Genomic DNA, 26,935 nt, shown 5'->3' with positions numbered 1-26,935 from the left:
TATGTGTGGAATAGTTGGTTATATTGGCCACAGAGAGGCTTATCCAATAATAATTAAGGGGCTTCAAAGATTAGAATACAGAGGCTATGATAGTGCTGGTATAGCATTATACGATGGTACCGATATAAAACTCTCTAAAACCAAGGGTAAAGTTTCGGATCTTAAAGAAAGGTTAGAGCACGAAATTTCAACAAACGGCACTCTCGGTATTGGCCACACTCGCTGGGCTACGCATGGTGTTCCTAATGATGTAAATTCTCATCCTCATTATTCAAACTCAGGAGATTTAGTTATCATTCATAACGGGATCATAGAAAATTATGATGCACTAAAAAAAGAGCTCATTAAACGTGGTTATACATTTAAATCGGATACCGATACTGAGGTTTTAGTCAACCTTATTGAAGACGTAAAGAAAAATGAAAATATAAAACTTGGTAAAGCTGTTCAAATTGCATTAAATCAGGTAGTAGGTGCATATGCAATTGCTGTTTTTGATAAAAATAAACCAAACGAAATCGTAGTTGCTAAACTTGGTAGCCCACTGGCTATAGGCATTGGCGAAGACGAGTTTTTTATCGCTAGTGATGCTTCTCCATTTATTGAATTTACCAAAAATGCTGTTTATCTAGAAGACGAGCAAATGGCAATTATAAGAAGAGGGAAAGATATAAAGGTACGAAAAATAAAAGGTGACTCACTTGTAGACCCTTACGTTCAAGAACTTCAGCTAAACCTTGAGCAAATTGAAAAAGGTGGTTACGATCACTTTATGCTTAAAGAAATATACGAACAACCCGAAGCTATTTTAGACACCTTTAGAGGAAGGCTTCTTAGCAACGAAGCAGTAATTAAACTTGCTGGCGTAGAGGATAACATGAAAAAATTTCTCGCTGCAGACAGAATAATTGTTGTTGCTTGCGGCACATCTTGGCATGCTGGGCTAGTTTCAGAATATATTTTTGAAGATTTAGCTCGGATACCAGTTGAAGTGGAATACGCTTCAGAATTTAGATATAGAAATCCTGTAATAACAGAAAAAGATATTGTTATTGCCATTTCGCAATCTGGTGAAACTGCAGATACGCTTGCAGCAATTAAACTCGCAAAATCAAAAGGAGCTTTTGTATTTGGTGTGTGTAATGTTGTAGGTTCGTCTATTGCCAGAGAAACCGATGCTGGTGCCTATACACATGCTGGGCCAGAGATTGGGGTAGCTTCCACAAAGGCATTTACCACTCAGATAACAGTGCTAACACTTATTGCATTGCGTTTGGCGAGAGCAAAAGGAACCATATCAAGTTCAGAATTTAGACATCATTTGATTGAACTAGAAACCATACCTAGCAAGGTTAAGGAGGCTCTTGAGTCTGACGGCTATGTTCAATCTATAGCAGAAATATATAAGGATGCCAAAAACTTTTTATATCTAGGACGCGGTTATAACTTTCCTGTAGCTTTAGAAGGTGCTTTAAAACTCAAAGAAATTTCTTATATCCATGCAGAAGGTTATCCGGCTGCAGAAATGAAACATGGCCCTATTGCGTTAATTGATGAGCAAATGCCAGTTGTTGTTATTGCAACAAAAAAAGGACACTATGAGAAGGTTGTAAGCAACATTCAAGAGATAAAATCTAGAAAAGGTAAAATTATAGGCATAGTTACCAAAGGCGATAAAAGTGTAAAAGAACTAGCAGACCATGTTATAGAAGTCCCTGAGACTATAGAGTCTCTCACACCTCTTTTAACAACAATTCCATTGCAGTTATTATCCTATCATATTGCGGTAATGTTGGGGAAAAATGTAGATCAACCTCGTAACTTGGCAAAATCTGTTACTGTAGAGTAGATTTAAAAACGATTAAAAGAAAAAAAGGTGTCTTTTTAAAAGGACACCTTTTTTTCTTTTAATTCACCGTAGACGCTTTCGGTAATATTAAGAAGCTCTTTATTACAGTCTGAGGTATCAATAACCTTGTTATTATTAAATGGCTTTACATTTGATAAATCAAACTCCATTTTCAATTCATTCTGTAGATATACCAATACCTCTTTTGGATGAGATAGATAATCTTGATAATCTATTAAAATAAAGGATGCATTATCTAAACTTAGAAGATATGAATAATAGTTTAACCAAACTGATAACCAATAGTCTAATGTACTTTTATCATATTCTATTTGCAGAGGTTTATTGTCAAAACTAAACACTTTTTGATTGTAACCAAACTCATGATGCCCTAGCCAATTCATGTATGTCTCAATGAAATCATCATCGTGCTGAAAATCTGAAAATCTCAAATGTTGATTTAATAAAGAATATGCATGTTCAATAGGATTACGGAATAAAAATATAGCTTTAAAATCTTTGTTTAGTGCTCTCAAGGATGGATACCTTAAAATAAGATTGTTATTCTTTGATAAATATAGGTGGGCGTTATCGCTTCTAATCAAGGACTGATATGCTAAGTACTTATCGTAAACTTCTTTATTAATTTCGTGTTTGACTAGCATAGAATCGTCTATAAAACTATCATTTAGAAATACCTTAAAAAAATACTCTTCTAATGCTTCAATAGTATTTAATCCAAACATCATTCTATCGCCATGCTTTCTTTCCTTAAGCTCAGCATTTTTAGGATTGTACAGTTTTTTCCACAAATTAGGCGCTAAAAGCAGAGGCATATTAGAATAATCTAAAGAACTGAATTTTCCGGCCTTATATAATTGATCTGTTAAACTTGTGGTTCCGGCACGTGCCAAACCAGAGACGATTACAAAATTTGAACTCTCTATAATCTTCTCACCTTTTTTAAATTTTTTATCGAATGAGAAAAGAAGTTTTGACAAATTATAATTATTAAGAATTAGTCTATGAAAAAGCTTAGAAGCCTCTGAATAATTGTCCTCATTCTTTTTCTTCTTAAATAAGATAAATGGAAGTATGCTTCCTATAGAAAGACTTAATATAAACCATAATGAGCTAAAATCTAGACTTTCAAAATTTACTTTATTTAGTAAACTATATAAATAGAGCGGAAGCAGAGTTGCACATGCAATTATTACAAATGCCACGGTAGTTTTTAATAGCGAAAGAAGAATTTTCTTCAGCGCACCGATTAGCTTTTTCTGCTTAATAACTTCATCCTCCTTTGAAAGTACTTCGTTGGTTAGCGACACCGACGACTCTATCAGCTCAAAAAATATTTTTTTAAGAGCTATTATAGATGCAGCCAGGGCAAAGCCTGAAATACCTGCGACGATAAAATACAACATTATCCTTTCTTAAATAAATTGCGAAAGAATCGTTTGATAGGAATCCATAGCACTACACCAAACGAAAAAATAACTAGTAGGGCAATAAAAATAATGATTAGCAATGTTCCAAGTCCTAATCCAGGTCCAATATAATTAAGCATAATAGTAGATTTTAAAAGTTAATATCAGTATATATGGTTGTCCAATTTGAAAGGTAATGGTATCCTTCTATATCGCTTTTTATTACCGTCTTTAAGACAACACCGTTTTCATTTAATACCCATAAGATTCCAGCCCCTTGTTCTTCAACAAACATATCGCCATTGGGCAGTATTTCATACAATCCTTCAGCACCTGTAAAAATTTCATTATCAATGAATTGATCTTCATAAAGTGCCTTATAGGTATTTGTCTCAAAGTTATAAATAAGAACATTGGAGTGTGTTATTTTTCGTTGAATAGTTCCATTACTTGGTTTAAATTCATTTTTATTGAAGTGAACATCCCAAGCTGGCGAATTATTGTTAAATATTGCTATTGTATTTTCTGAAATAACATCAACGTCGTGCTGAAAGGTAAAAGGTCCATCAATAACTGTTATTACTTTACCTGTTTCTGGTCTGTAATGTATAATTGTTGACAAATGTCTAAAACTCAAAAACAAATCGCCTTTGTTAAAATAACTCGAACTGTCAATTACTACTGGTTGTACATCGTTTAAATGAAACGGATCAGTAACGTGCGTAGCTTTATTCATTAGCTTATCTAAATCATTTTCAATAAAAATATCTGTAAGAGATTTACTATATAACGTTTTGCCAGTTTTAGCATCTACATTTAAAATAAGATCATCTCTATATTCGGTTTTTTTTCCATCTACAGATACCACCTTAGGAACAATTAATCCGTCTTCATGTTCTACACCTGGTATCCAAATGTTGCCTTTATGATCTAAATTCATTGCATGATGAAAAATAAAATCCTTATTAAACCATTTCACCTTAGAAGTAGAGTCTAATCTTAAAAGGCCAGGTTTTTCGTTGCAAGAAGCAATTAAATCTCTATTAGGCATTAATCTTGTTGGGTACAATCTATCATTTTGTCCAACTTCGTAATATTTAGACAAAACCTTAACAGGTAGTTCCCACTGTTTTAGAATATTGTTGGTTTTAAAGTTTTTTAATTCAATGTTAAACTGGTTGCCATTTCTGTAAGCATAAGAACCGTATAAGTTGTAGCTTAAATTATTAATATCTTTTAAATCCTTTTCTTTAGTTTTTAGATAGTACTCTGGTGCTCGGAAATAGTGATTATATGCCATTTTCATGTTAGATGGTATCTCAGAAAAAGCCTTAATTGGGGCTGTTAAAGGTCCAGCAGCATTTTGGCCAAGCGCTGCGTTTCTTACAATACCACTCCATAGCATTAAAACAAAAATTCCAATAATAATTAAAGCCAATTTTCTTATTGTCTTCATTTTAATTCATTTTAGGTTAGTTTATAATATTTACCAATAATAATACTTAATCAACTCGTGGCTTAAAATAATCCACATAAAGCAGTTTTATACGTTGTTTTAGCCAACTGATACTTAAAATCAATTAATTGCATAATATATCAGTGGCAATTACAAAACAAATATCACGTATAAAATTCGTACAAATACCACTAAAATTGTAGATGTTACAATTTTAAAGGGTTTAAATTCACAATAAGTGCTATGCGCGCATAATTTTTTGAGAATTTCTTACCTAATTTTCATATATTTATTTAAATTGGCATCAAATAAATTAACTAATTCTCTAAAATGAAGACAATCTTAAAGCTTTTTGCATTACTTTTTTGCGTGGTATCTTTTGCTCAAACCACAATAAAGGGTAAAATTACTGATGAAACTGGGTTACCCTTACCCGGTGCAAATATTGTGGTAGTGAATACAACAACAGGTACCGTATCGGATTTTGATGGTAACTACACCCTATCTGTAGATCAAAATCCACCATTTTCCATTCGTGTAAGCTATACTGGTTTTGAAGCCCAAACCATAGAGATAACAAGCAACACACAAACCGTAGATGTTATCCTAAAAGAAGGAAATTCTTTAGACGAAGTTGTAATTTCTGCTTCTCGTACTCCAGAACGTATTTTTGAATCACCTGTTACAGTTGAACGTTTTGGGTTAAAGGAAATTAAAAATACAGCCTCCGTAGATTTTTATGATGGTTTAGAAAATCTTAAAGGTGTAGACATTAACACTAATAGCTTAACATTTAAATCCATAAACACCAGAGGTTTTGCAACTTTTGCCAATACACGTTTTATGCAACTGGTAGATGGGATGGACAACTCAGCACCAGCACTTAACTTTCCGCTTGGTAACTTGTTAGGGATGACAGAAACAGATGTTCAAAGTGTTGAATTACTGCCTGGTGCTGCATCGGCACTATATGGTGCTAATGCTTTTAACGGTATTTTGTTTATGCGAAGTAAAAACCCTTTTGATCACCAAGGTATTAGTGGCTACATCAAAAGAGGTATAACATCACAAGAAGCTGCTGGAGATAATGATTACACAGATCTAGGTGTAAGAATGGCATATAAGTTTAGTGAGAAATTTGCTGCTAAAGTTAATTTTGGTTATCTAAAGGGTACCGATTGGTTTGCAACAAATGAATCTGACCGATTTAACAGAGGCCTAACTAGAGCAAATATTGATTATGACGGTATAAACATTTATGGTGACGAAGTTAGTACAGATATTAATGATGTAGCCCAAACTTTAGAAGGCTTAGGATTAGCTCCATCAGGCTCTTCTGCACTTGTTCCTTCTGTTAACGTTAGTAGAACAGGGTATAACGAAAGAGATCTAACTAATTACAACGCTGAAAGTATTAAAGCTGATTGGGGCCTTTATTTCCGCCCATGGGAAGATGATTTTGAAATTCAATATGTAGGTAAAGTTGGTTCTGGTAATACGATTTATCAAGGAGCCAACCGTTACAATATTAAAAACTTCTTCTTACAACAACATAAACTCGAAATTAGAAATGACAACTTCTTTATAAGAGGTTATGTAACAGAAGACAAAGCCGGTGATTCTTATGATATGGTATTTACAGGTATTAACATTAACAGGGCATGGAAAGCAGACGACACATGGTTTGGTGAATACGTAGGAACCTACATTGGAGCAACTTTAGGTGGTGCAACAGATGCAGAGGCACATGCAGCCGCTAGAGCGCAAGCTGACACAGGCAGATTTTTACCCGGAACTCCAGAATTTCAGGCTGCTTTTAACAGAAGTATTAACGACCCAGACCTAACTACAGGTTCTAAGTTTCAAGATAACTCAAGAATTTACCATGCAGATGCCAATTATAATTTCGGTGATTTAGTAGACTTTGCTGAAATTCAAGTTGGTGGATCATACAGAAGATACCGTTTAAACTCATCTGGAACAATTTACACAGATAATGACGGCCCTATTAACTATTCTGAAGTAGGTGTGTATACACAATTACAGCGATCTCTAGAATTATCTGAAAGTTTAGAACTTAAACTAACAGGTTCTCTTAGATACGATAAATCCGAACTATTTGATGGCTTTTTCTCACCAAGGTTATCAGCCGGCTTTACAATTAACCAAGATCACAACATAAGAGCTTCGTTCCAAACAGGATTTAGAAATCCAACAACACAAGACCTATACATTGGCTTAGACGTAGGACGAGCTATCTTAATTGGTGGTGCCTCAGACAACCCAGCAAGAGACGTTAGAAATTACGACTTAAGTGCTACTGGTACTGCAATTACGGGTCAAACAAGTATCGCTTTTGATGGTACTGGCGCTTATAATAACTCATTCTTCGCAAATTCTGTTCAAAACTTTGCAGCTTCTACCAATCCTGCAGACTTACAAATAGCGAATTCTAATTTGGTACAACCAGAACAAGTAAGTTCTGTTGAAGTTGGATATCGCGGTAAATTAGATGGCATTATTATTGACGCTTCTGCATATTATAACCAATACCAAGACTTCTTAGCAAACGAAACTGTAATCGCACCATTTTATGGTGATGTAGAACTAACACAAACCTTACCCGATGGTACACCTTTAGCTGTAGCCGCTATAGCCAACGGAGATTTTCAAGCATACCAAACTTATACCAACTCTGATGAAACTGTAAACTCTTATGGTGCAGCGATTCAGGTCTCTGCCAAAGTATTTGGTGATTTTGACTTAAGTGCAAACTATACTTATGCTAAGTTAGACTTTGACGTACAGCAAAACCCAGATTTTAGAACTAACTTTAATACACCAGAGCATAAGGTAAAAGCATCCTTTGGTAAAACGGAATTATTTAAAAACTTTGGTTTTAATGTTGCTTGGAGATGGAGTGACAATTACTTCTGGGAAGCATCCTTTGGCGACGGAGATGTTCCTGCATTTAACGTCTTAGATGCTCAAATTAATTTTAGAGTACCTAGCTTAAAGTCTACCTTTAAAGTTGGTGCGACTAATTTATTACAAGACGAATACTTTACAGCATTTGGTACTGGTTTCATAGGCTCTCAATACTATGTGTCTTGGACAATTAACAATTTATAATAACGGAAAAGAAATTATGATGAAAAAAGTAAAATATATAGCACTATCACTACTTACCTTAGGAATGGTAGCTTGTGAAAATGAACTTGTAGAAGACCTTAGAGATAGAAATAATAATGATAATGGTCCATTGCCAGAATTAACTGCTGGATCGGTAGATTTTTCAAACTATGTCGCTATTGGTGCTTCATTTACAGCTGGTTTTACAGACAATGCGCTCTTTATGGCTAGTCAGGAAAATTCTTTCCCTAACATTATGGCTAGTAAATTTGAAAATGTAGGAGGAGGCACATTCAACCAACCAATGATGAATGATAATTTTGGTGGTTTAGCTGTTGGCGGAATGAGAATTACAGACCCTAGACTAGTTTTTGGCGGTGCCGGACCTGTTCCCCTTGAAGCAGTTGTTGGTCCAGTGACAGTTTCAACTGATATTGCATTAAATAATCCTACAGGACCTTTCAATAATTTAGGTATTCCTGGTGCTAAGAGTTTTCATTTAGTTGCGCCAGGTTATGGTAATTTGGCTAACTTTCCAGCCGCAGCAAATCCTTATGCTGTTCGTGTTACAGGGAATGCACCAAATGCAACTATTTTAGAATTAGCAATGGCTCAAAACCCGACATTTTTCTCATTATCTGAAGTAGGAGGAAATGATGTTTTAGGCTATGCTCTTAGTGGAGGTGACGGTACAAACCCAATAACAGATACAGCAACTTTTAACGCATCTTTGAGTGCGTTAGTAGCTGGTTTAACTTCTACCGGTGCCAAAGGGGTTATTGGAAATTTACCAAACATTACAAGTTTGTCTCATTTCACAACCGTTCCTCATAATCCCGTACCATTAGACGCCGCAACAGCAGGCTTTTTAAATAGTGCCAGTGCATATGGTGCATATAATGCTGGCGTAGCGCAAGCCCTAGCTGGTTTAGTGCAGTTTGGTCAAATAACACAAGAAATGGCTGATGCCGAATTAGCAAAACGAACCATCACGTTTTCTGCTGGTGAAGGAAATGCTGTAGTAATTATGGATGAAAACTTAATTGACTTAACTGGCCTAAATCCTGCACTTGTAAGTATGAGACAAGCAACTGCAGAAGACTTAATAGTTCTGCCAGCTTCAAGCTTTATTGGTACTGAAGAAGTACCTGGAAACCCACAAACAGTAAATGGTGTTGCTATACCTTTAGCTGATAAATGGGTCCTAACTCCAGAAGAGCAACAAGAAATAGCAGATGCTACTGCCGCTTATAACGCTACAATTTCTTCTGTTGCTGCGACTAATAATTTAGCGTTAGTAGACTTAAACTCAATTTTAGATCAGGCAGCAACCACAGGAATAATGTTTGACGATTACAACATGAATACAGATTTAGTTTTTGGTGGTTTAGTGAGTTTAGATGGTGTACATTTAACAGCAAGAGGTTATGCACTAATGGCTAACAGTTTCTTGCAAGCTATTGACGCTACATACGGCTCTAATTTTGAAGCTTCCGGAAACCTTGCAAAAGCAGGAAATTACCCAACAAATTATTCTCCAGCATTGCAATAAAAACAGCTTTTATTTAGAATGATAAAACACGCTCTAATTGAGCGTGTTTTTTTTATTTAAAAAAGAACATTTTTTTTAAATAAAACTATATCTTTGCAGCGCGAAAAATGCATGTATTCAGCACAAATAAAAAATGTCGTTTTTCGGATTTAAATTATTGCAAAACAAAAACATATAAGCAATGTCTAAAGTTACAGGTAAAGTTGCACAAATTGTAGGCCCAGTTATCGATGTAGAATTCGCTGCTGGTGCAGAACTTCCAAAAATTTATGATTCATTAGAAATAAACAACCCAGATGGTTCAAAATTAGTATTAGAAGTACAATCTCACATCGGTGAAGATACAGTACGTACTATTGCAATGGACTCTTCTGATGGTTTAAGCAGAGGAACTGAAGTTGTTGCAACTGGTGCACCAATCCAAATGCCAATCGGCGAAGATGTTTATGGACGTCTTTTTAACGTAATTGGTGATGCTATAGATGGATTAGGTGACTTACCTAAGGCTGGTGAAGCAGGTTTGCCTATTCATAGACAAGCCCCTAAGTTTGAAGATTTATCAACTTCTACAGAGGTATTGTTTACTGGTATCAAGGTAATTGATCTTATTGAGCCTTATGCAAAAGGTGGTAAGATTGGATTATTTGGTGGTGCTGGTGTAGGTAAGACCGTGTTAATTCAGGAGTTGATTAACAATATTGCAAAAGGTCACGGTGGTTTATCAGTATTTGCTGGTGTTGGTGAAAGAACTCGTGAAGGGAACGATCTTTTAAGAGAGATGTTAGAATCTGGTATTATAAAATATGGTGATGACTTTATGCACTCTATGGAAGAAGGTGGATGGGATCTTCAGAAGGTTGATAAAACTGCTATGAAAGATTCTAAAGCAACTTTCGTGTTTGGCCAGATGAACGAACCTCCTGGAGCACGTGCTCGTGTGGCATTATCAGGATTAACTATCGCTGAGTATTTCCGTGATGGTGCTGGTGATGGACAAGGAAAAGATGTACTTTTCTTCGTTGATAATATCTTCCGTTTTACACAAGCTGGTTCTGAGGTATCTGCGTTACTTGGTCGTATGCCATCTGCAGTAGGATACCAGCCTACATTAGCAACTGAAATGGGTGCGATGCAAGAGCGTATTACATCTACTAAAAAAGGTTCTATTACATCTGTACAAGCGGTTTATGTTCCTGCAGATGATTTAACAGATCCTGCTCCCGCTACAACGTTTGCCCACTTAGATGCAACAACAGTACTATCTCGTAAGATTGCTGAGCTTGGTATCTATCCTGCTGTAGATCCTTTAGATTCTACCTCTCGTATCTTAACCAAGGAGATATTAGGTGCAGATCACTATAACTGTGCGCAACGTGTAAAAGAGTTATTGCAACGCTATAAAGAATTACAAGATATTATTGCTATTCTTGGTATGGAAGAATTATCTGAAGAAGATAAGTTGGCGGTTGGTAGAGCAAGACGCGTACAACGTTTCTTATCGCAACCTTTCCACGTAGCAGAGCAATTTACAGGTATACCAGGTGTTTTAGTAGATATTAAAGAAACTATTAAAGGGTTTAATATGATTATGGATGGTGAGTTAGACCACTTACCAGAAGCTGCCTTTAACCTTAAGGGATCTATTGAAGAAGCTATTGAAGCTGGTGAGAAAATGCTTGCTGAAGCCTAATTATAAAATCTTAGAAACTTAACATTATGCACTTAGAGATTGTTTCACCAGAAGCCACTTTGTTTAGTTCAGAGGTTGACTCTGTAGTAGTACCTGGCGTAAATGGTGAGTTTGAAATGCTATCTAATCACGCTCCCATAGTTTCTATCCTAAGCGAAGGCACTATTAGAATTAAAACTCATACCCAAAATCATTTAGCCTTTGATGAGTTACATGGTGATGTTATTCCTCACGCAGATGACAACAAAGTACTAACTGTTAAGATTAACTCTGGCACCATAGAAATGAAAGATAACAAACTAATTATCTTAGCGGATTAATTGCAGTGTACTTTTAGTATTATAGAAAAAGCGTTAAACTTAAGTTTAACGCTTTTATTTTATAACCTATCTAGAATACAATCCATTACCCAAGCAACGTGCGTTGCTGTTTTTCCCGTAGAAGGATGTTGAAAATCTGAATGCAGATGATTTGCCATATTTCTTACATGATACTGCTGAATATGCTTAGGGTTTTCAATAAAAATCTGTTCTTTTTTATCATGCTTAATAACATCTATTGGACTGTCGCCGAAAACCGAAAACGATATTTCGCCTTTACTACCAACAATTCTTACACAATCTTCGCGCGTATAAGTTCCAAAACTCCACATACCAGTTCCTAAAACTCCGCTTTTGTGCACCCAAGAAGCAGAAATGATATCTCTAGCTGTATAAAGTCTTTGTTGGTTTCCCGTTATGCCTTTTGCCTGTTTTATATCTCCCAATAGATATACAAACAAATCCAACCCATGACTCGCTAAATCATCAAAATAACCTGCTGGCGCAATCTTAGCATCAGTACGCCAATTATAGTCACCTGATTTATCCAAATCACTTGGTGTACGACTCAAATACCAATGAATATGTCTCACATCGCCTATTACCTTCTCTTCTAGTAGTGACTTCACCTTATTAAATCGTGGTAAGGACCTGCGGTAATATGCAACAAATAAGGGCAACCCTTTAGTCTTAAATGTATTGGTAATTTCAAGACATTCCTCATAACTCGGCGCCATTGGTTTTTCAATACAACATATTTTATTGGCTTGCGCTACCTTCATGGCATAATAATGATGCGTATCTGGTGGCGTAGCGATATAAACTGCGTCTATTTCAGAATCATTTATCAATTCATCTGCATCATTATAGTAGCGTGGTACATTATGTCGTTCAGCATAATATTTGGCTAGCTCAAGATTACGTCGCATAACGGCAACAAGCTCAAAACCTTCGGCCATTTTATAGGCTGGTCCACTTTTAACTTCAGTGACATTGCCACAGCCAATAATTCCCCATTTAACTGTTTTTACCATTCTACAACTGCTTTACAGCTTCTAATTCTACCTTAAGTTCTTGAAACATAGTCATAATACTACTTAACTTCAACTCCTTCTCATCGTACTCTTGCGTATTAATACAACAGGTGAATTCCCAAAGTTCTAAGATCGTTTCTTTTGATACAAAATAAGGTTTGTAAGACTTATTATCTGAGCTCAATAATAGTAGATTCTCATCATCTGTACTATATAGACGCTTATAAACCAAACCATCATCCTTTGTTAAAACAATATAGGTTCTGCCATTTTTAATATCATTAATATCCTCTACATACTTTGCTACAACAAAAGCACCATCTTTAACGGGTAACATAGAGTCCCCTTTTATGGGAAAAGCACGGTGTGTTCCTGTAGGTAAAAACGGTAACTTTATTTTTTGAAGTTGTTCTATATATTCCGGATCATCATAACCAGATAAATATCCTGCCGAAGCTTTTGCCGGAATGATTTCAATTAAATCTTCATTGTCTTCATTAACCGTTACAGGAAATAAGACACGCTTGTTCCCTATCTCAATAAAAGAGGTATCCTTGGCCTTTCGTAAATCTTTACGAACGAGGATATCTATAGGTATATTAAAATAATTTGACAGATCTATTAAGCGTTCAATTGGTGGCTCACTTCGTCCTTCTTCATAGGATCCCACCATTGAGCGTGTCCATCCTAAATCGTCTGCAAAACGCTCTTGAGATAGCTTCTTTAAAGACCTAAGGTGTTTTATGTTGGCTTGTATTGGCTTCATCGAAATAATTTTAACATCATTTACTACAAATATAAGCAATATTAACTACATATAGTAGCTAATTTTGTTGGTCCCATGTATTTAAACTGTCATACATATTACAGCCTGCGTTACGGCACCATAAAACCTGAGCAATTGCTTGCTATTGCTTCAGAAAATGGTGTTCAGACCTTAGCGCTAACCGATATTAATACAACCTCAGCGTGCTTAGATATTGTCCGGTTATCAAAAAAATACAAGGTAAAACCTGTACTTGGTGTAGACTTTAGAAATAAGGCAGAGCAACAGTTTATTGTCATCGCAAAAAACAACCAAGGCTTTCAAAATATAAACGCATATCTATCAAAATTTCTTCATAATCAAGACTTAAAAATTCCTGAGCGACCTGATGACGTTTTAGAAGATTGTTTTATCGTCTATCCTTACCAAAAAGGAAAGCATTTTGAACTTAAGCAAAACGAATTTTTAGGAATTACACCTAAAGACCTCAACCAGTTAAAATTTTCTAAGTGGAATGCGCACCGAGAGAAATTGGTTGTTTTAAAAACGGTATCCTTTCAGGATAAAAAAGGCTTTAATACGCATCGCCTACTACGTGCTATTGATAATAACACTTTACTGAGTAAACTTCCTAAGTCTGAAGAAGGTCATGAAGACGATAAAATGTTACCATATGATGCGTTGTGTGAGCGCTATTCAGAATTTCCAAGCCTCATTAACAATACAGAAGACTTACTAAACCACTGCTCTATTACATTCGATTTTGAGAATCCTATCCCAAAGAATCAACGCTTCTTAACCGAAAATGCCGATACGGATTATGCGCTTTTAGAAAAACTGACCTATGAAGGAATTCCTTACCGCTATGGCAACGATGTTGATGCTAAAATCTACGATCGCATAGAAAAGGAACTCAACATTATAAAGCAAAAAGGCTTTGTCTCTTACTTTTTAATCAACTGGAAAATCTTAGAGTATGCGCGCAGTAAAGACTACTATTATGTTGGTCGTGGTAGTGGTGCCAACAGTATTATTGCTTACCTGTTGCGCATTACAGATGTAGATCCTATTGAGCTCGACTTATATTTTGAGCGCTTCATTAATCTCTTTAGACAAAATCCGCCTGATTTTGATATTGATTTCTCTTGGAAAGACAGAGATGATATTACTGAATTTATCTTCAAAACCTTTAAGCATACAGCACTCATCACAGTCTACAATACCTTTAAATATAGAGCATCTGTTAGAGAATTAGGTAAAGTTTTTGGGCTACCAAAATCTGAAATGGATATGCTGACTCGCGGAAAGTTTGATGTTAAAAAACTCGACCGATTAACGGTATTAGTCCTTAAGTACAGTCGTTATATTGAAGGTTTTCCTAATTATTTGGGTATACATGCAGGTGGTATTTTAATTTCAGAACAGCCTATTCATTATTATGGAGCTACGTTTATGCCACCAAAAGGATTTCCTACCACACAATTTGATATGGTTGTTGCCGAAGATATTGGCTTGTATAAGTTTGATATTTTAAGTCAGCGTGGTCTTGGTAAAATTAAAGATACCGTAGATATTATAGACCAAAACTACAGCCATCAACCACCAGTAGACATTCATGATATTAAACGTTTTAAAGAAGACAAACGCATAAAGTATTTACTTAAGAATGCTAAAGCTATTGGTTGTTTTTATGTGGAATCACCAGCTATGCGCATGCTTTTAAAAAAGTTAAGAGTAGACGACTACCTTGGTTTAGTGGCCGCAAGCTCTGTGATTAGACCTGGTGTTTCAAAATCTGGCATGATGCGCCAATACATTTTGCGTTGTCGCCATCCTGAAAAAAGAAAAGACGCACCTGCTGTGCTCTTAGATATTATGCCAGAGACTTATGGTGTTATGGTCTATCAAGAAGATGTGATAAAAGTGGCACACTATTTTGGCGGACTTACCCTTGGTGAAGCTGATATGCTACGTCGTGGTATGTCTGGTAAGTTTAGATCAAGAGCAGAATTTCTGAAAGTAAAACAGCAGTTTTTTGATAATTGCAAAAACGATGGCAAACCATTAGAGCTCACAACAGAAATATGGCGACAGATTGAAAGTTTTGCAGGTTATGCCTTTGCTAAAGGACATTCTGCTTCTTATGCTGTAGAGAGCTATCAAAGCCTCTTTTTAAAAGCTTACTATCCGTTAGAATATATGACAGCTACTATCAATAATTTTGGCGGGTTTTACAGTACAGAACTCTACGTTCATGAAGCGCGAATGCACAATGGTATTATTGAATCCCCTTGTACAAACAACTCATACAATCAAGCAATTATAAGGGACAAAACTATTTACTTGGGGTTCATGTTTTTACAGTCTTTTGAATCTAAAACCACAGCACGAATTCTAAAAGAACGCGAGCAAAATGGTGCCTTTACATCACTTGATGATTTTATAGAACGTGTCCCTATTTCTATAGAACAGATTACCATTTTAATAAAAATCAATGCATTTCGATTTACAGGAATCAATAAACGTGAATTGTTATGGGAAGCGCATTTAAAAATCAGCAAAACGGTAGTACAAGACCATGTAGTGACCTTATTTAAAACAAAGCGTATCAACTACAATACACCAGAATTACCAAGCACAGCATTAGAAAATGCCTTTGATGAAATTGAGCTGTTAGGATTTCCACTATGCAACCCGTTTTATCTACTCGAAGTGCCTTCAAAAAGTAAACTACGTGCTAAACATTTAGAACAACTTGAAGGGAAATACGTTACCATAGAAGGCTATTTGGTGACTACTAAAAACACAAGTACGTCTAATGGAAAACGCATGTATTTTGGGACCTTTTTAGATAGAGATGGTGATTTTATAGACACCGTTCATTTTCCACCAATTGCCAGCAAATACCCTTTTAGAGGAAGAGGTGTTTACGAAATTACTGGTAAGGTGATGATAGAGTTTGATTGTGTATCTATTGAAGTTTCCAAATTTGAACGTCTTGCAGTGATTGAAGATCCACGCTATGCTGTAAAATCAGCAAACCCAACATTTCAAAGGAAGAAAAGTTTTAAGGATTTGAAAAAGACACATGACCCGATTGGGTTTCAAAATAGAATATCAAAAAATAATACCACCAATGTCACTTCGAGTGATTTGTGAGGCATGAGCAAATTGTATCGAGAAGTTTTTATCCATAACAAAGTTCTCGATAATTTTTCCTTTGACTTCGACAAGCTCAGTCTGACAGGAAAACACTCGAACTGACGTTAATTGTAAAATATAGAAATGAACAACAACCGTAGCATCGTACATATGGATTTAGACACTTTTTTTGTGTCTTGTGAGCGTTTATTAGATAGTCGCCTTAATGGTAAACCTGTGCTTATCGGTGGCACGAGCGATAGAGGTGTTGTGGCTTCCTGTAGTTATGAAGCACGTAAATTTGGTGTCCATTCTGCCATGCCAATGCGTATGGCAAAACAACTGTGTCCAGAGGCTATTATACTTAGAGGAAATTCTGGTATTTACACTAAGTTTTCGCAAAATGTTACTGATATTATTAAAGAGAGCGTGCCTCTTTACGAAAAAACCTCTATTGATGAATTTTATATAGATCTCACTGGAATGGACAAGTTCTTTGGGTGCCATAAGTTAGCTTCAGAATTACGCCAGCGTATTATCAAAGAAACAGGATTACCTATTTCCTTTGGGCTGTCTTTAAATAAAACGGTTTCAAAGATTGCAACTGGTGAAGCAAAGCCCAATAACGAAATTAGAATTCTTGCAGGTACCGAAAAACCATTTTTAGCACCACTTTCTGTAAAGAAAATTCCAATGGTAGGTAATGTGACTTATAAAGCACTTTGTGATTTGGGTGTGAAACGCATTAAAACCGTCCAAGATATGCCTATGGAATTAATGCATAAAGTATTGGGCAAAAACGGCCTTTCTATTTGGAAAAAGGCTAATGGTATAGATAATAGTCCTGTAATACAATACCACGAACGTAAATCCATCTCTACTGAGCGCACTTTTGGCCAAGACACCACAAATATTCATAAGCTTAAAGGTCTCGTTATTGCCATGGCAGAAAACTTAGCTTATCAGCTAAGACGTGGTAACAAATTAACAGCCTGTATTACCTTTAAGATTCGGTATTCCGATTTTCAGACCTATACCCAGCAAAAACGAATTCCATATAGCGCTATGGACCATAACATCATTCCTGTGGTTTTAGAACTGTTCAACAAACTCTACAATCGTCGGTTGCTCGTACGCTTAATAGGTGTACGCTTTAGTCATCTGGTAGAAGGTGGCCATCAAATCAATTTGTTTGAGGATAATGAAACACAACTTAATCTAGCACGAGCCATAGATAAAATGCGTGAGCGTTATGGCGATAGGGCTGTAATAAGTGCTGCAGGTATGGAAGCTAAAACCATTAGCCGCTGGAATCCGTTTACTGGCGAACCGCCTCCGTTGTTAGCCAATAGACATCGCTAATTAACTACTTACATACTCTAAAATATCACTGGGCTGACAGTCTAAAGCTTCACAAATCGCCTCTAAAGTAGAGAATCGAATTGCTTTGGCCTTACCAGTTTTAAGGATAGACAAATTAGCCGTGGTGATACCAATTATATCCGCCAATTCGTAACTCTTCATGCCTCGTTCATTTAAAACTTTATCTAAGTTGACTACGATCGGCATGGTTATATGGTTAAGTCGTTTTCTTCCTTGGCGTGTTTTGCTACTTTAAACACTTCACTCAGCACCATAAAAAATAAGCCAAGGCAAATAAGTAAAATATAAGGGCTAAGTCCCAAACTTATTTTGAACTCATTGCTAAACACTAATCTTGCTATAAATACTGTAATAAAACCTACTAATCCTATTGCTGAGAGTAGGTATCCTATTTTATAAAAATTAGAGATAACGTCTTTATGAAAAGGTTTTACTTTCTGAAAATAACGTAAGGTCTTTCTAAATAAGTAGAAACAATAAATACCAATTGCAATAAGCACAATTATTATAAGTCCTAAAATTTGAGTGGTAGTTACTGTCGATGTTAAAACATCATCATTAACATCAAAAACAAATCGTAAGGATTCTGGATTAATAAACATAAAAACACTAAAAAAAGCCAGTAGCGCTATTCCTGGAATACAACTTAATATCCAAACAAAATCAACCAAACTCTTAAGAATAATTAACCTCCTCATAATTAAAAAATTATTGTTTTACAATAACAAATATATTAAAATTATTGTAAAACAATAATTTTTTTGATAATCTACTTTTAAGTATATTATATTTGCATTATGAATAATACATTCGTTACAATTGCACGATATACCTATTCTTCTGAAGCCCAAATTATAAAAGGTCGTCTTGAGGCAGAGGGTATTAGAGTGTTTTTAAAGGATAACATTACCATAGATACCGATCCTTTAGTAAGCAACGCAATTGGCGGTATAAAACTTAATGTTTTAGCAAAAGACGAAAGTAAAGCCAAAGATATCCTTAAGACTATTTCTTCTTACGCTTTGGATGATAACGGCAATGCACTGATCTGTCCCGATTGCCATAGTCAAAGCATAAGCCTATACTCAACAATTAACAGCTTCAAAACCTTTTTTTATTTTATTATCGGAATTCTTTTTGGCACCCTTCCCTTTAGTGCTCGCTACGAATACCAATGCGATAACTGCGGTAATAAACTTCATTCTAAACACTAAACACCACAGTGTTTGGCAATGCATAAGAACATCTTTTCTTGAGTTTATTCTAAACCAAAAAACTATATTTGTTTTATATGAAAGCAATAATAAGCTACACGCAAAAGATTCCTGTTTACAGGGTAATTTTAGGGATATTATTAGTAGTATTAAGTATATATGGTTTTGTATCTACAAGAACGTTTAATGGTGTTTTTACATTTATTTTAGCCTTTGTATTACTTAGAACAGACGGCTCAGAAATTGATTTAGAATCTAAAACATACAGAAAAACTATTTCTGTTTTGGGTATTAAAATTGGTAAATGGAATCCGTTACCAAAAGTTGATTACATTTCTGTTTTTGCTACTAATGAAAATATAACTGTCCGTGCTTTATCAGCAGAAACAACAAATACATTTCCTGTTATTCATTTAAATTTATTTTATGACAATAACAAGAAAATTACTGTTTATGAAACTAAAAACCAAGAAGATGCTTTTGATGTAGCTTCGCATATTGCTGATGCACTATTAATAGATTTACTAGATGCTACTGAAAAAGGAGACTTTAAATGGGTAGATAAAAACAAACTTAGAGATGAGGGAATAGTAGTCCATACAGACTAAAAAATTAAATCACCTTATCGAAAGCCTGTTTCATTCTAGTAATTATATCTTCTATTTCATCTTCATCTAAATGTCCAAAACCAAACCGAATAGCACAGGTATCTTTATCTTGATATAAAATTGTTTTTGGTAAAAACACATCTAAGGCTTCTGCTTCATTGGCTAATTGCACCAGAGAAATCTGTTTTAAAAATCTTAACCAAATTGCTAAACCTCCTGAAGGTTTTTTAAACTGAATAACATCTTTAAACTGTTGTTTTAGAGCGTCACACAAAACATCTCTTCGTTTTTTGTAGGTTACGATATTCTTCTTTAGTAATCTGTATATTTCACCTTCAGCAATTAATTCCGATAACATTTGTTCTTGTATAATATCACCTTGCTCATCTAAAATTGTGAGATAGTTGCGAGCCTCGGTAATAAGGTTTTCTGGCGCTACAACAAATCCAGATTGAAAACTCGGAAATAACGATTGCCCTATTTTGCCCAAATAAATTACCATACCCTTTGCATCTGCCGTAGCCATAGGCAGCATAGCAGAACCATCGTACTGAAAATCATAATCGTAATCTTCTTCAATTATTGCAAAACCATAATCTTTAGCGAGCTCTAATAATTGAATACGTCGTTCTACACTCAAGGTTTTTGTTGTTGGGTAATGCCTGTGTGCACTTACATAAACAAATCGGATTCGATTTTTAACAAAATGCTGTCTTATATAATCTACATCGAGACCGTCGTCGTCCACAGGAATTGTCCTAATCGTAGCTCCTGCTTCTTGAAAAATAGTGTTAGACGCATAATGACTCAACTGACCAACCAAAACCAAGTCGTTTTGCTTTATCAACAATTGCGATACAATGTAAAGACTCATTTCAGAACTTCGTGTATTCAGAAGGTTGTTGGGTTTTATATGAAATCCTCGTGTGGCATTAAGATAATTACACAATTGCGTTTTAAATACTGAAGTTGAAGACGCTGTGGTTCTGTTCCATTTTTGAATGAGTGGTTTACGCTTCATAGCTGCGCTATACCATCTCGAAAATTGATGTGTTGGATGCAAACGTAAATCTGGCTTACCATCATTAATAATGTATTTAGCCTGTGTTTGCTGAAGATTAGTCGCCAAATGAAACGACTGCTGAAACGGAAAACCAGCTTTCTTAGGGTAATGATACGCCTGATGTACTTGCTGTGTAGCAGCTTTAATTTTTGCCGTAGCTTGTTCTGGCAATAAAACAAAAGTACCTTTATTGGCAATGATTTCTACCCAACCTTGAGATGCCAATTCATCGTAGATCGCAACGGCTGTGTTTCTATGCACCTTTAAAAGTTGACTTAATGTTCTTGTGCCTGGTAATTTTGTACCTTTTACCAAATAACCACGTTGAATAACATTTATAATTTGCTGAGACACTTGCACATAGACAGGTTGCACGATAGTTTTATCGAAACTAATTAGCTGTTTTAAAATTGCTTCAACCGGACTATTCATTCTTTTAAAAGTGGACTATTTTAATCGTCCGGAAAGTTACGACTTTTGCACTTTCAATTTAAAACGAGACATGAGAAAAAAGATTACTCCTTTTGCATTACTAATTATGGCTATTTTTCAGCTTAATGCGCAAGAAGTCACACAAAAACTAGATTCGGTTACTTTGACTGGTACACGTATTGATTTACCTTTTAAAGAAAATTCAAGAACGATAAACATTATCACATCAGATGCTATTAAAAAAAGTGCGACTGTAAACCTTGCGGATTTATTGCAGCAAGTGGCTGGTGTAGATATTAGAAGACGTGGTACAGGTGGCAGCCAAGCCGATCTTTACATAAGAGGTGGTGGTTTTGACCAAACACTTCTACTGATAGATGGAATAAAAATGGACGATGCACAAACAGGTCACCACACCATGAACGCTGCTTTACCATTAGAAGTTATTGAGCGTATAGAAATTATTAAAGGTCCTGCAGCCAGAGTTTTTGGTCAGAATGCTTTTAACGGTGCTATAAATATTGTAACTAAGAAGAACCTTAAAAACTCAACATCTGTAAACGTTGAAACTGGTTCTTTTGGACAGCTTAATGGTAATGTTACTGCTGGAGTAGATTTAGAAAACTCATCGCATATTGTTCATGTTGGTAGAGTGACTTCTGAAGGTTACCGAATTAACACGGATTATGACAATGCCAATTATTACCTAAAAAGTACCTTCAATAAAAATGCTCAAGCTATTGAAATGACAGCTACATTTCTTGAGCGTAAGTTTGGTGCAGAAAACTTCTACACAACCAATCCTACGTTTAATGAGTACGAAGAAACGCAGAATAGCTTAATTGCATTTGGTACCACGTTTAGAACATCTACATTAAAAATTCAGCCAAGAGTTTACTGGAGACGTAATCAAGATATGTTTTTATTGCGACGAGACGATCCTAACTTTTTTAGAAATTTTCATATTTCTGATAAAATTGGTGCAGAAGCCAACGCTTCTTATTCTTCAGAGTTGGGTATTACCGGTTTTGGTGTAGATCTCTCCAAAATCTATTTAAGAAGTAACAACTTAGGTAACCGAAATCGCTTTATGACCAATGTATTTTTAGAGCATCGTTTTAGTTTGTTTAATAACAGATTGGATATTACACCTGGCGTAGCACTAACGTATTTTTCAGATTTTAAATTTCATGCTTTTCCTGGTTTAGATGTTGGGTACGACATCACTAATAACTTTAAGGTTTATGGTAACATTGGTTATACCTATCGTGTACCTACCTATACTGATTTATACTACAACGATCCTGTAACCAGCGGAAATGAAAATCTAGAGCCAGAAGAAGCGTTTGCGCAAGAGCTTGGGTTAAAATATGTCTCACAAAAACTTACAGCTAGTATTGCTGTATTTAACAGAGATGCGGATAATCTTATCGATTATGTAAGAACGTCTGTAACTGAAGATGTGTTTACGGCACAAAATATTACAGAGGTTAATACCAAAGGTTTAGAGTTTGATGCTGCATACAACTTTAATATCAGCAACTACAAACAAACTTTAGCGTTTGGATACTCGTACTTAGATGATAATATTTCGGATCAAAACGAAGAATTATCGCGCTATTCACTTAATACATTAAAGCACCAATATATTACGCGATTAAGCACCCAGTTATTTAAAAACGTAAGTCAAAACATAATTTACAAGTATGCCGAACGTACAACAGGACAAACCTATAATGTCTGGGACGCATCTGTAGCCATTAGATTTAGCCAAGCAGAATTTACAATAACCGCAAGCAATATTTTTGATGCTGACTATATTGAATCTGGCTTTACACCAATGCCACCAAGTAACGTGTTATTTGGTTTACGATATACGTTTAAATAGATAGAAAACAACATATCTCACTGTAAATCCTGTCCTAACCGACAGGGTTTTTTTGTTTCTATTGTAACAAAAAGAACAGCAAAACTACTGATAAATTGAAAGCAGTTAATAAATGTAGCTTTTAAGAGCTCTAAAAAGAACAGGTTAATTACTCGCTAAGACTAACCATCTCGCTTCTTTTTTAGTGGATACATTTTTATCCTTAAATCAACAACAAAAAGCTAGGACTCATTCAGTCTTCTTGACGGTTAAACTTTATCAAAATCTTTCAAGATTAAGATCAAATAATCTTACAATGGTTGTATATTTAATAACGCATTAAAACTTGATAATTATGACAGAATGGTTTTTAAATTTAGATTTTTTTTCAAAGCTGTATTGGTCTATTGCAATAGTAAGCTCGTTAATATTTATGGTTGTAATGATTATGGCATTTGCTGGTGGAGATGCAGATGATATAGGAGACATTGATACAGATTTAGATGGTGATGCAGGTTTTCACTTCATAACGTTTAAGAATCTAATAGGCTTTTTTACCATTTTTGGTTGGAGCGGAATTGCCTGTATCGATGCCGGATTATCTACACCAGCAACGATTATTATCTCTGTTTTTTGCGGATTATTAATGATGTTAATTATGACTGCTCTTTTCTACTTTATAAGTAAACTTAGTGATAGCGGAACGCTTAACTACAAAAATGCATTAGACACTATCGGCGAAGTATACCTAACAATAGGTGCAGGTCGATCTAGCATGGGAAAAGTAAGCGTCAATATTCAAGGAACACTTAGAGAGCTCGATGCGCTTACAGATTCGCAAACATCATTAAAATCTGGTACTATTATTAAAGTTGTAGATGTAACATCTAACGGTATTTTAATTGTAGACCAAACCCGCAAGCCCATTGAACCAACGTCACCTAAACATGAGACCTTGCAACAAGGGGCAAAAAACCTTTTAGAAAACAAATAAACTATTAACCAAAACACACATTAACCTATGATTAATTTAAGCATGCAAGACAATGTAAATTTAGAGGGCTTTGGCGGACCAATGCTACTTATATTTGTTGCACTTTTTATAGTGCTCACCTTAATTTTACTTATTAAACGCTATAAACGTTGTCCATCGGATCGCATCTTAGTAGTTTACGGTAAAGTTGGCGGCGGAAAATCCGCAAAATGTATCCATGGTGGTGCCGCCTTTATTATTCCAGTAATTCAAGATTATGAATATCTAGATTTAACACCAATTTCTATCGAAGTTAACTTGGTAAACGCACTATCTAAGCAAAATATCCGTGTTAATGTACCATCGCGCTTTACCATAGGCGTCTCTACAGAACCAGGTGTTATGCAAAATGCAGCAGAGCGTTTGCTTGGTTTAGGTTTACAAGATATTCAAGAATTGGCTAAAGAAATTATTTTTGGTCAGTTACGTTTGGTTGTAGCTTCTATGGATATTGAAGAAATTAACTCAGATAGAGATAAATTCTTAACCAATATATCGCAATCTGTGGAGTCAGAATTAAAAAAGGTTGGTCTTAAATTAATCAACGTAAATATTACAGATATTGTTGACGAATCTGGTTACATTGAAGCTTTAGGTAAAGAAGCTGCAGCACATGCCATAAATGCCGCACGTAAGTCAGTTGCCGAGAAAAATAGAGACGGTGCCATTGGTGAAGCTAATGCAGTACAAGACGAAAAAACACAAGTAGCCGCGGCCAATGCTAAAGCTGTTGAGGGCGAAAACACTGCAAAAATATCCGTTGCCAATTCCGACTCTTTGCGACGTCAGCGTGAAGCCGAAGCAGAGCGCGTAGCAATTGCTTCGGAGAAAGTACAAGCGGCAAAAGCATTACAAGAGTCTTATGCTGCTGAGCAAGAAGCAGAAACTGCCAGAGCAGAACGCGAACGCTCATCTCAAATGGCAGACGTTATCGTACCTACTGAAATTGCTAAAAAGAAAGCAGAAATTGACGCAGAAGCCGAAGCAGAACGTATAAGAAGACGTGCAAAAGGTGAAGCAGATGCCATATTGTTTAAAGCACAAGCCGAAGCAAAAGGGCTTTACGAAGTACTGACCAAGCAGGCAGCTGGTCTAGATGAAATCGTAAAAGCAGCTGGCAACAACTCTAAAGATGCCGTTTTGTTATTGATAGCCGATAAATTACCAGAACTGGTTAAAACACAGGCCGAAGCCATCAAAAATATTAAAATTGATAAAGTTACCGTTTGGGAAAATGGTGGTAGTAAAGATGGCAAATCCTCTACCTCTAACTTTATTTCTGGTATGTACAAAGCTGTACCACCGTTACAAGAAATGTTTAACATGGCTGGGATGGATCTGCCAGAATATTTAAAGGGTAAAGATAAAAACAATATTGAAGCAGACGATGCTGAAATTGACACTAAAGAATAACTAAGATGGCCCACAAAATTGTGGGCTGCTTTTTTACTATAGTATTTAGTAATCTAATAGAAGTTATTTTTTATTATACAATTTAAACCAATTGGTAACGTTTTCTTAACTTTGAAATTCAAAAGTTTTAACTGTTGCAATTAGACCTTAAAGACATACCTCGCGTAAAGACTATTACGAAAGAAGATTTCATTAAAAATTACTTCAAACCACAAAAACCTGTCGTTATTGAGCGTTTTATAGAAGATTGGCCAGCGTACTCAAAATGGAGTCTAGACTACATGAAAGATGTTGCAGGAGACAAAATTGTTCCGCTTTACGACGACAGACCTGTAGATTATAAAGACGGTTTTAACGAGGCACACGCTAAAATGAAAATGAGCGATTATGTAGATCTACTAAAACGTGAGCCTACAAGATTTAGAATCTTCTTGTGGAATATTTTGAAAGAAGTGCCGCAACTTCAAAACGATTTTAACTATCCAGACTTTGGTTTAAAATTAATGAAAGGCTTACCAATGTTATTTTTTGGAGGTAGAGATTCGTACACCTTTATGCATTACGATATTGATTTGGCTAATATCTTTCACTTTCATTTTGAAGGTAAAAAACAATGCATCTTATTCGACCAAAAGCAGAACAAATACTTATATAAAGTACCACATTCTTTAATTACAAGAGAAGATATAGATTTTGCCAATCCAGATTTTGAGAAATGGCCAGCATTAAAGCATGCCAAAGGTTGGGTTTGTAACCTTAACCATGGAGAGGTATTATACATGCCAGAAGGCTATTGGCATTACATGCGTTATCTTACACCTGGTTTTTCTATGAGTTTACGTGCTATTGCGCGCAATCCTAAAAACTTAGGCAAAGCGCTTTACAATATCTTTTTAATGCGAAATTATGACAACCTAATGCGTCGTATAAAAGGCCAAAAATGGATTGACTGGAAAAATGAAAAGGCAATCACCAATACAAAGCCTTATGTTTAATTTTCTGACATACAATCTATTTGTATATTTGCGGACATTTTTAAAAAACTTATCACATGAAAAATATTGTATTAATAGCAGCATTGTTACTATTTAGTTTTGGAAACGCACAGGCATTTGAGGGTAAAGGAGATCAAAAATTTCAGGTTGGTGCTAACTTTCAGGATGAAGCCACAGGTATAAACCTTACTTACGATTATGGATTAGGAGATAACATTTCTGTAGGTGTTTCTTCTTCGTATGCTTTGGGTATTGATGATGTATTAGCTGATGCTGCTGATTTTGGTGATCGTTTTGACTTAAAAGCAAGATTTAATGCCAACCTTGGTAATGTTATAAACATTGACCCAAATTTTGATTTATATCCTGGGCTTAGTCTTAGCTTAAAGAATTTTGGCGGACATCTTGGTGCGCGTTATTTCTTTTCTGAAGGTTTTGGTATTTACACTGAAGCTGCTTTCCCACTAGCAAAATATGACGACGAGGTGGATTTATTTTACAATCAGTTTACATTTAATATTGGAGCAAGTTTTAATTTATAATTTTTATCACTCAAA

The 26,935-nt window shown here is 35.5% G+C and carries 21 protein-coding genes; 14 read left to right on the top strand and 7 right to left on the bottom strand.

Annotated elements, in window-relative coordinates; genetic code table 11:
* Position 1: 1 nt before the first annotated feature.
* Positions 2-1,849, top strand: coding sequence for a glutamine--fructose-6-phosphate transaminase (isomerizing) (gene glmS, locus BWZ20_RS10165; RefSeq protein WP_076619655.1), 1,848 nt, complete (start codon positions 2-4; stop codon positions 1,847-1,849).
* Between the two features lie 35 nt (positions 1,850-1,884).
* Here the strand turns inward: glmS and BWZ20_RS10160 are convergent, their stop codons facing one another.
* The gene (locus BWZ20_RS10160; protein ID WP_232217097.1) at positions 1,885-3,276 is read right to left on the bottom strand and encodes a sulfotransferase domain-containing protein; all 1,392 of its coding nucleotides are present in this window, start codon (positions 3,274-3,276) and stop codon (positions 1,885-1,887) included.
* 154 nt (positions 3,277-3,430) lie between these two features.
* Positions 3,431-4,735: an arylsulfotransferase family protein gene (locus tag BWZ20_RS10155; RefSeq protein ID WP_083677206.1), complete on the bottom strand. Its 1,305-nt coding sequence runs from the start codon at positions 4,733-4,735 to the stop codon at positions 3,431-3,433.
* A 330-nt stretch (positions 4,736-5,065) separates the two neighbouring features.
* Between BWZ20_RS10155 and BWZ20_RS10150 the strand changes: the two genes are divergently transcribed.
* From BWZ20_RS10150 to BWZ20_RS10135, 4 genes are all read left to right on the top strand, one after another.
* The gene (locus BWZ20_RS10150) at positions 5,066-7,867 is read left to right on the top strand and encodes a TonB-dependent receptor (RefSeq protein WP_076619650.1); all 2,802 of its coding nucleotides are present in this window, start codon (positions 5,066-5,068) and stop codon (positions 7,865-7,867) included.
* 19 nt (positions 7,868-7,886) lie between these two features.
* Positions 7,887-9,419, top strand: coding sequence for a G-D-S-L family lipolytic protein (locus tag BWZ20_RS10145; RefSeq protein WP_076621326.1), 1,533 nt, complete (start codon positions 7,887-7,889; stop codon positions 9,417-9,419).
* A gap of 181 nt (positions 9,420-9,600) precedes the next feature.
* A complete protein-coding gene (gene atpD, locus BWZ20_RS10140) occupies positions 9,601-11,109 on the top strand; it encodes a F0F1 ATP synthase subunit beta (RefSeq protein WP_076619647.1) in 1,509 nt (502 codons plus the stop codon).
* Between the two features lie 26 nt (positions 11,110-11,135).
* Positions 11,136-11,429 carry a F0F1 ATP synthase subunit epsilon gene (locus tag BWZ20_RS10135; protein WP_076619645.1) on the top strand — a complete coding sequence of 98 codons (294 nt, stop codon included), beginning with the start codon at positions 11,136-11,138 and terminating at the stop codon, positions 11,427-11,429.
* Between the two features lie 59 nt (positions 11,430-11,488).
* Here BWZ20_RS10135 and BWZ20_RS10130 read toward each other — a convergent pair whose 3' ends face one another.
* Positions 11,489-12,463, bottom strand: a complete 975-nt coding sequence (locus BWZ20_RS10130) for a Gfo/Idh/MocA family protein (protein ID WP_076619643.1) — start codon at positions 12,461-12,463, stop codon at positions 11,489-11,491.
* A gap of 1 nt (position 12,464) precedes the next feature.
* Positions 12,465-13,229 (bottom strand): XRE family transcriptional regulator, encoded by a 765-nt coding sequence (locus BWZ20_RS10125; RefSeq protein WP_076619641.1) that lies wholly within the window; start codon positions 13,227-13,229, stop codon positions 12,465-12,467.
* Positions 13,230-13,304: 75 nt separating this feature from the next.
* Here BWZ20_RS10125 and BWZ20_RS10120 point away from each other — a divergent pair, with 75 nt between their 5' ends.
* On the top strand, positions 13,305-16,388 hold the full coding sequence (locus tag BWZ20_RS10120) for a DNA polymerase III subunit alpha (protein WP_076619638.1): 3,084 nt from the start codon (positions 13,305-13,307) through the stop codon (positions 16,386-16,388).
* A 126-nt stretch (positions 16,389-16,514) separates the two neighbouring features.
* Positions 16,515-17,732: a DNA polymerase IV gene (gene dinB / locus BWZ20_RS10115; RefSeq protein WP_076619635.1), complete on the top strand. Its 1,218-nt coding sequence runs from the start codon at positions 16,515-16,517 to the stop codon at positions 17,730-17,732.
* Here the strand turns inward: dinB and BWZ20_RS10110 are convergent, their stop codons facing one another.
* Both BWZ20_RS10110 and BWZ20_RS10105 read right to left on the bottom strand, forming a co-directional pair.
* A complete protein-coding gene (locus BWZ20_RS10110) occupies positions 17,733-17,939 on the bottom strand; it encodes a helix-turn-helix domain-containing protein (protein ID WP_076619633.1) in 207 nt (68 codons plus the stop codon). It lies immediately after the preceding gene.
* Positions 17,940-17,941: 2 nt separating this feature from the next.
* Positions 17,942-18,451: a DUF2975 domain-containing protein gene (locus BWZ20_RS10105; RefSeq protein WP_076619630.1), complete on the bottom strand. Its 510-nt coding sequence runs from the start codon at positions 18,449-18,451 to the stop codon at positions 17,942-17,944.
* A gap of 99 nt (positions 18,452-18,550) precedes the next feature.
* Here BWZ20_RS10105 and BWZ20_RS10100 point away from each other — a divergent pair, with 99 nt between their 5' ends.
* Together BWZ20_RS10100 and BWZ20_RS10095 are read left to right on the top strand one after the other, a co-directional pair.
* The gene (locus BWZ20_RS10100) at positions 18,551-18,967 is read left to right on the top strand and encodes a putative signal transducing protein (RefSeq protein ID WP_076619627.1); all 417 of its coding nucleotides are present in this window, start codon (positions 18,551-18,553) and stop codon (positions 18,965-18,967) included.
* Positions 18,968-19,044: 77 nt separating this feature from the next.
* Positions 19,045-19,575 (top strand): hypothetical protein, encoded by a 531-nt coding sequence (locus BWZ20_RS10095; protein ID WP_076619624.1) that lies wholly within the window; start codon positions 19,045-19,047, stop codon positions 19,573-19,575.
* Between the two features lie 4 nt (positions 19,576-19,579).
* Here the strand turns inward: BWZ20_RS10095 and BWZ20_RS10090 are convergent, their stop codons facing one another.
* Positions 19,580-21,070, bottom strand: coding sequence for a PLP-dependent aminotransferase family protein (locus BWZ20_RS10090; RefSeq protein ID WP_076619622.1), 1,491 nt, complete (start codon positions 21,068-21,070; stop codon positions 19,580-19,582).
* Between the two features lie 70 nt (positions 21,071-21,140).
* Between BWZ20_RS10090 and BWZ20_RS10085 the strand changes: the two genes are divergently transcribed.
* From BWZ20_RS10085 to BWZ20_RS10065, 5 genes are all read left to right on the top strand, one after another.
* Complete coding sequence (locus BWZ20_RS10085; protein WP_076619619.1) at positions 21,141-22,958, top strand: TonB-dependent receptor plug domain-containing protein; 1,818 nt, start codon at positions 21,141-21,143, stop codon at positions 22,956-22,958.
* 334 nt (positions 22,959-23,292) lie between these two features.
* Complete coding sequence (locus BWZ20_RS10080) at positions 23,293-23,931, top strand: hypothetical protein (protein ID WP_076619617.1); 639 nt, start codon at positions 23,293-23,295, stop codon at positions 23,929-23,931.
* A 27-nt stretch (positions 23,932-23,958) separates the two neighbouring features.
* Positions 23,959-25,383, top strand: a complete 1,425-nt coding sequence (locus tag BWZ20_RS10075; protein WP_076619615.1) for a flotillin family protein — start codon at positions 23,959-23,961, stop codon at positions 25,381-25,383.
* Positions 25,384-25,517: 134 nt separating this feature from the next.
* A complete protein-coding gene (locus tag BWZ20_RS10070) occupies positions 25,518-26,378 on the top strand; it encodes a cupin-like domain-containing protein (protein WP_076619613.1) in 861 nt (286 codons plus the stop codon).
* Positions 26,379-26,434: 56 nt separating this feature from the next.
* Complete coding sequence (locus BWZ20_RS10065) at positions 26,435-26,920, top strand: DUF6646 family protein (RefSeq protein WP_076619611.1); 486 nt, start codon at positions 26,435-26,437, stop codon at positions 26,918-26,920.
* Positions 26,921-26,935 lie beyond the last annotated feature (15 nt).

The sequence above is a fragment of the Winogradskyella sp. J14-2 genome (genome assembly GCF_001971725.1).
In the GTDB taxonomy this organism is placed as follows: Bacteria; Bacteroidota; Bacteroidia; order Flavobacteriales; family Flavobacteriaceae; genus Winogradskyella.
The sequence above is the reverse complement of the archived record's forward strand: the minus strand, read 5'-3'. Positions and strand labels throughout refer to the sequence as shown.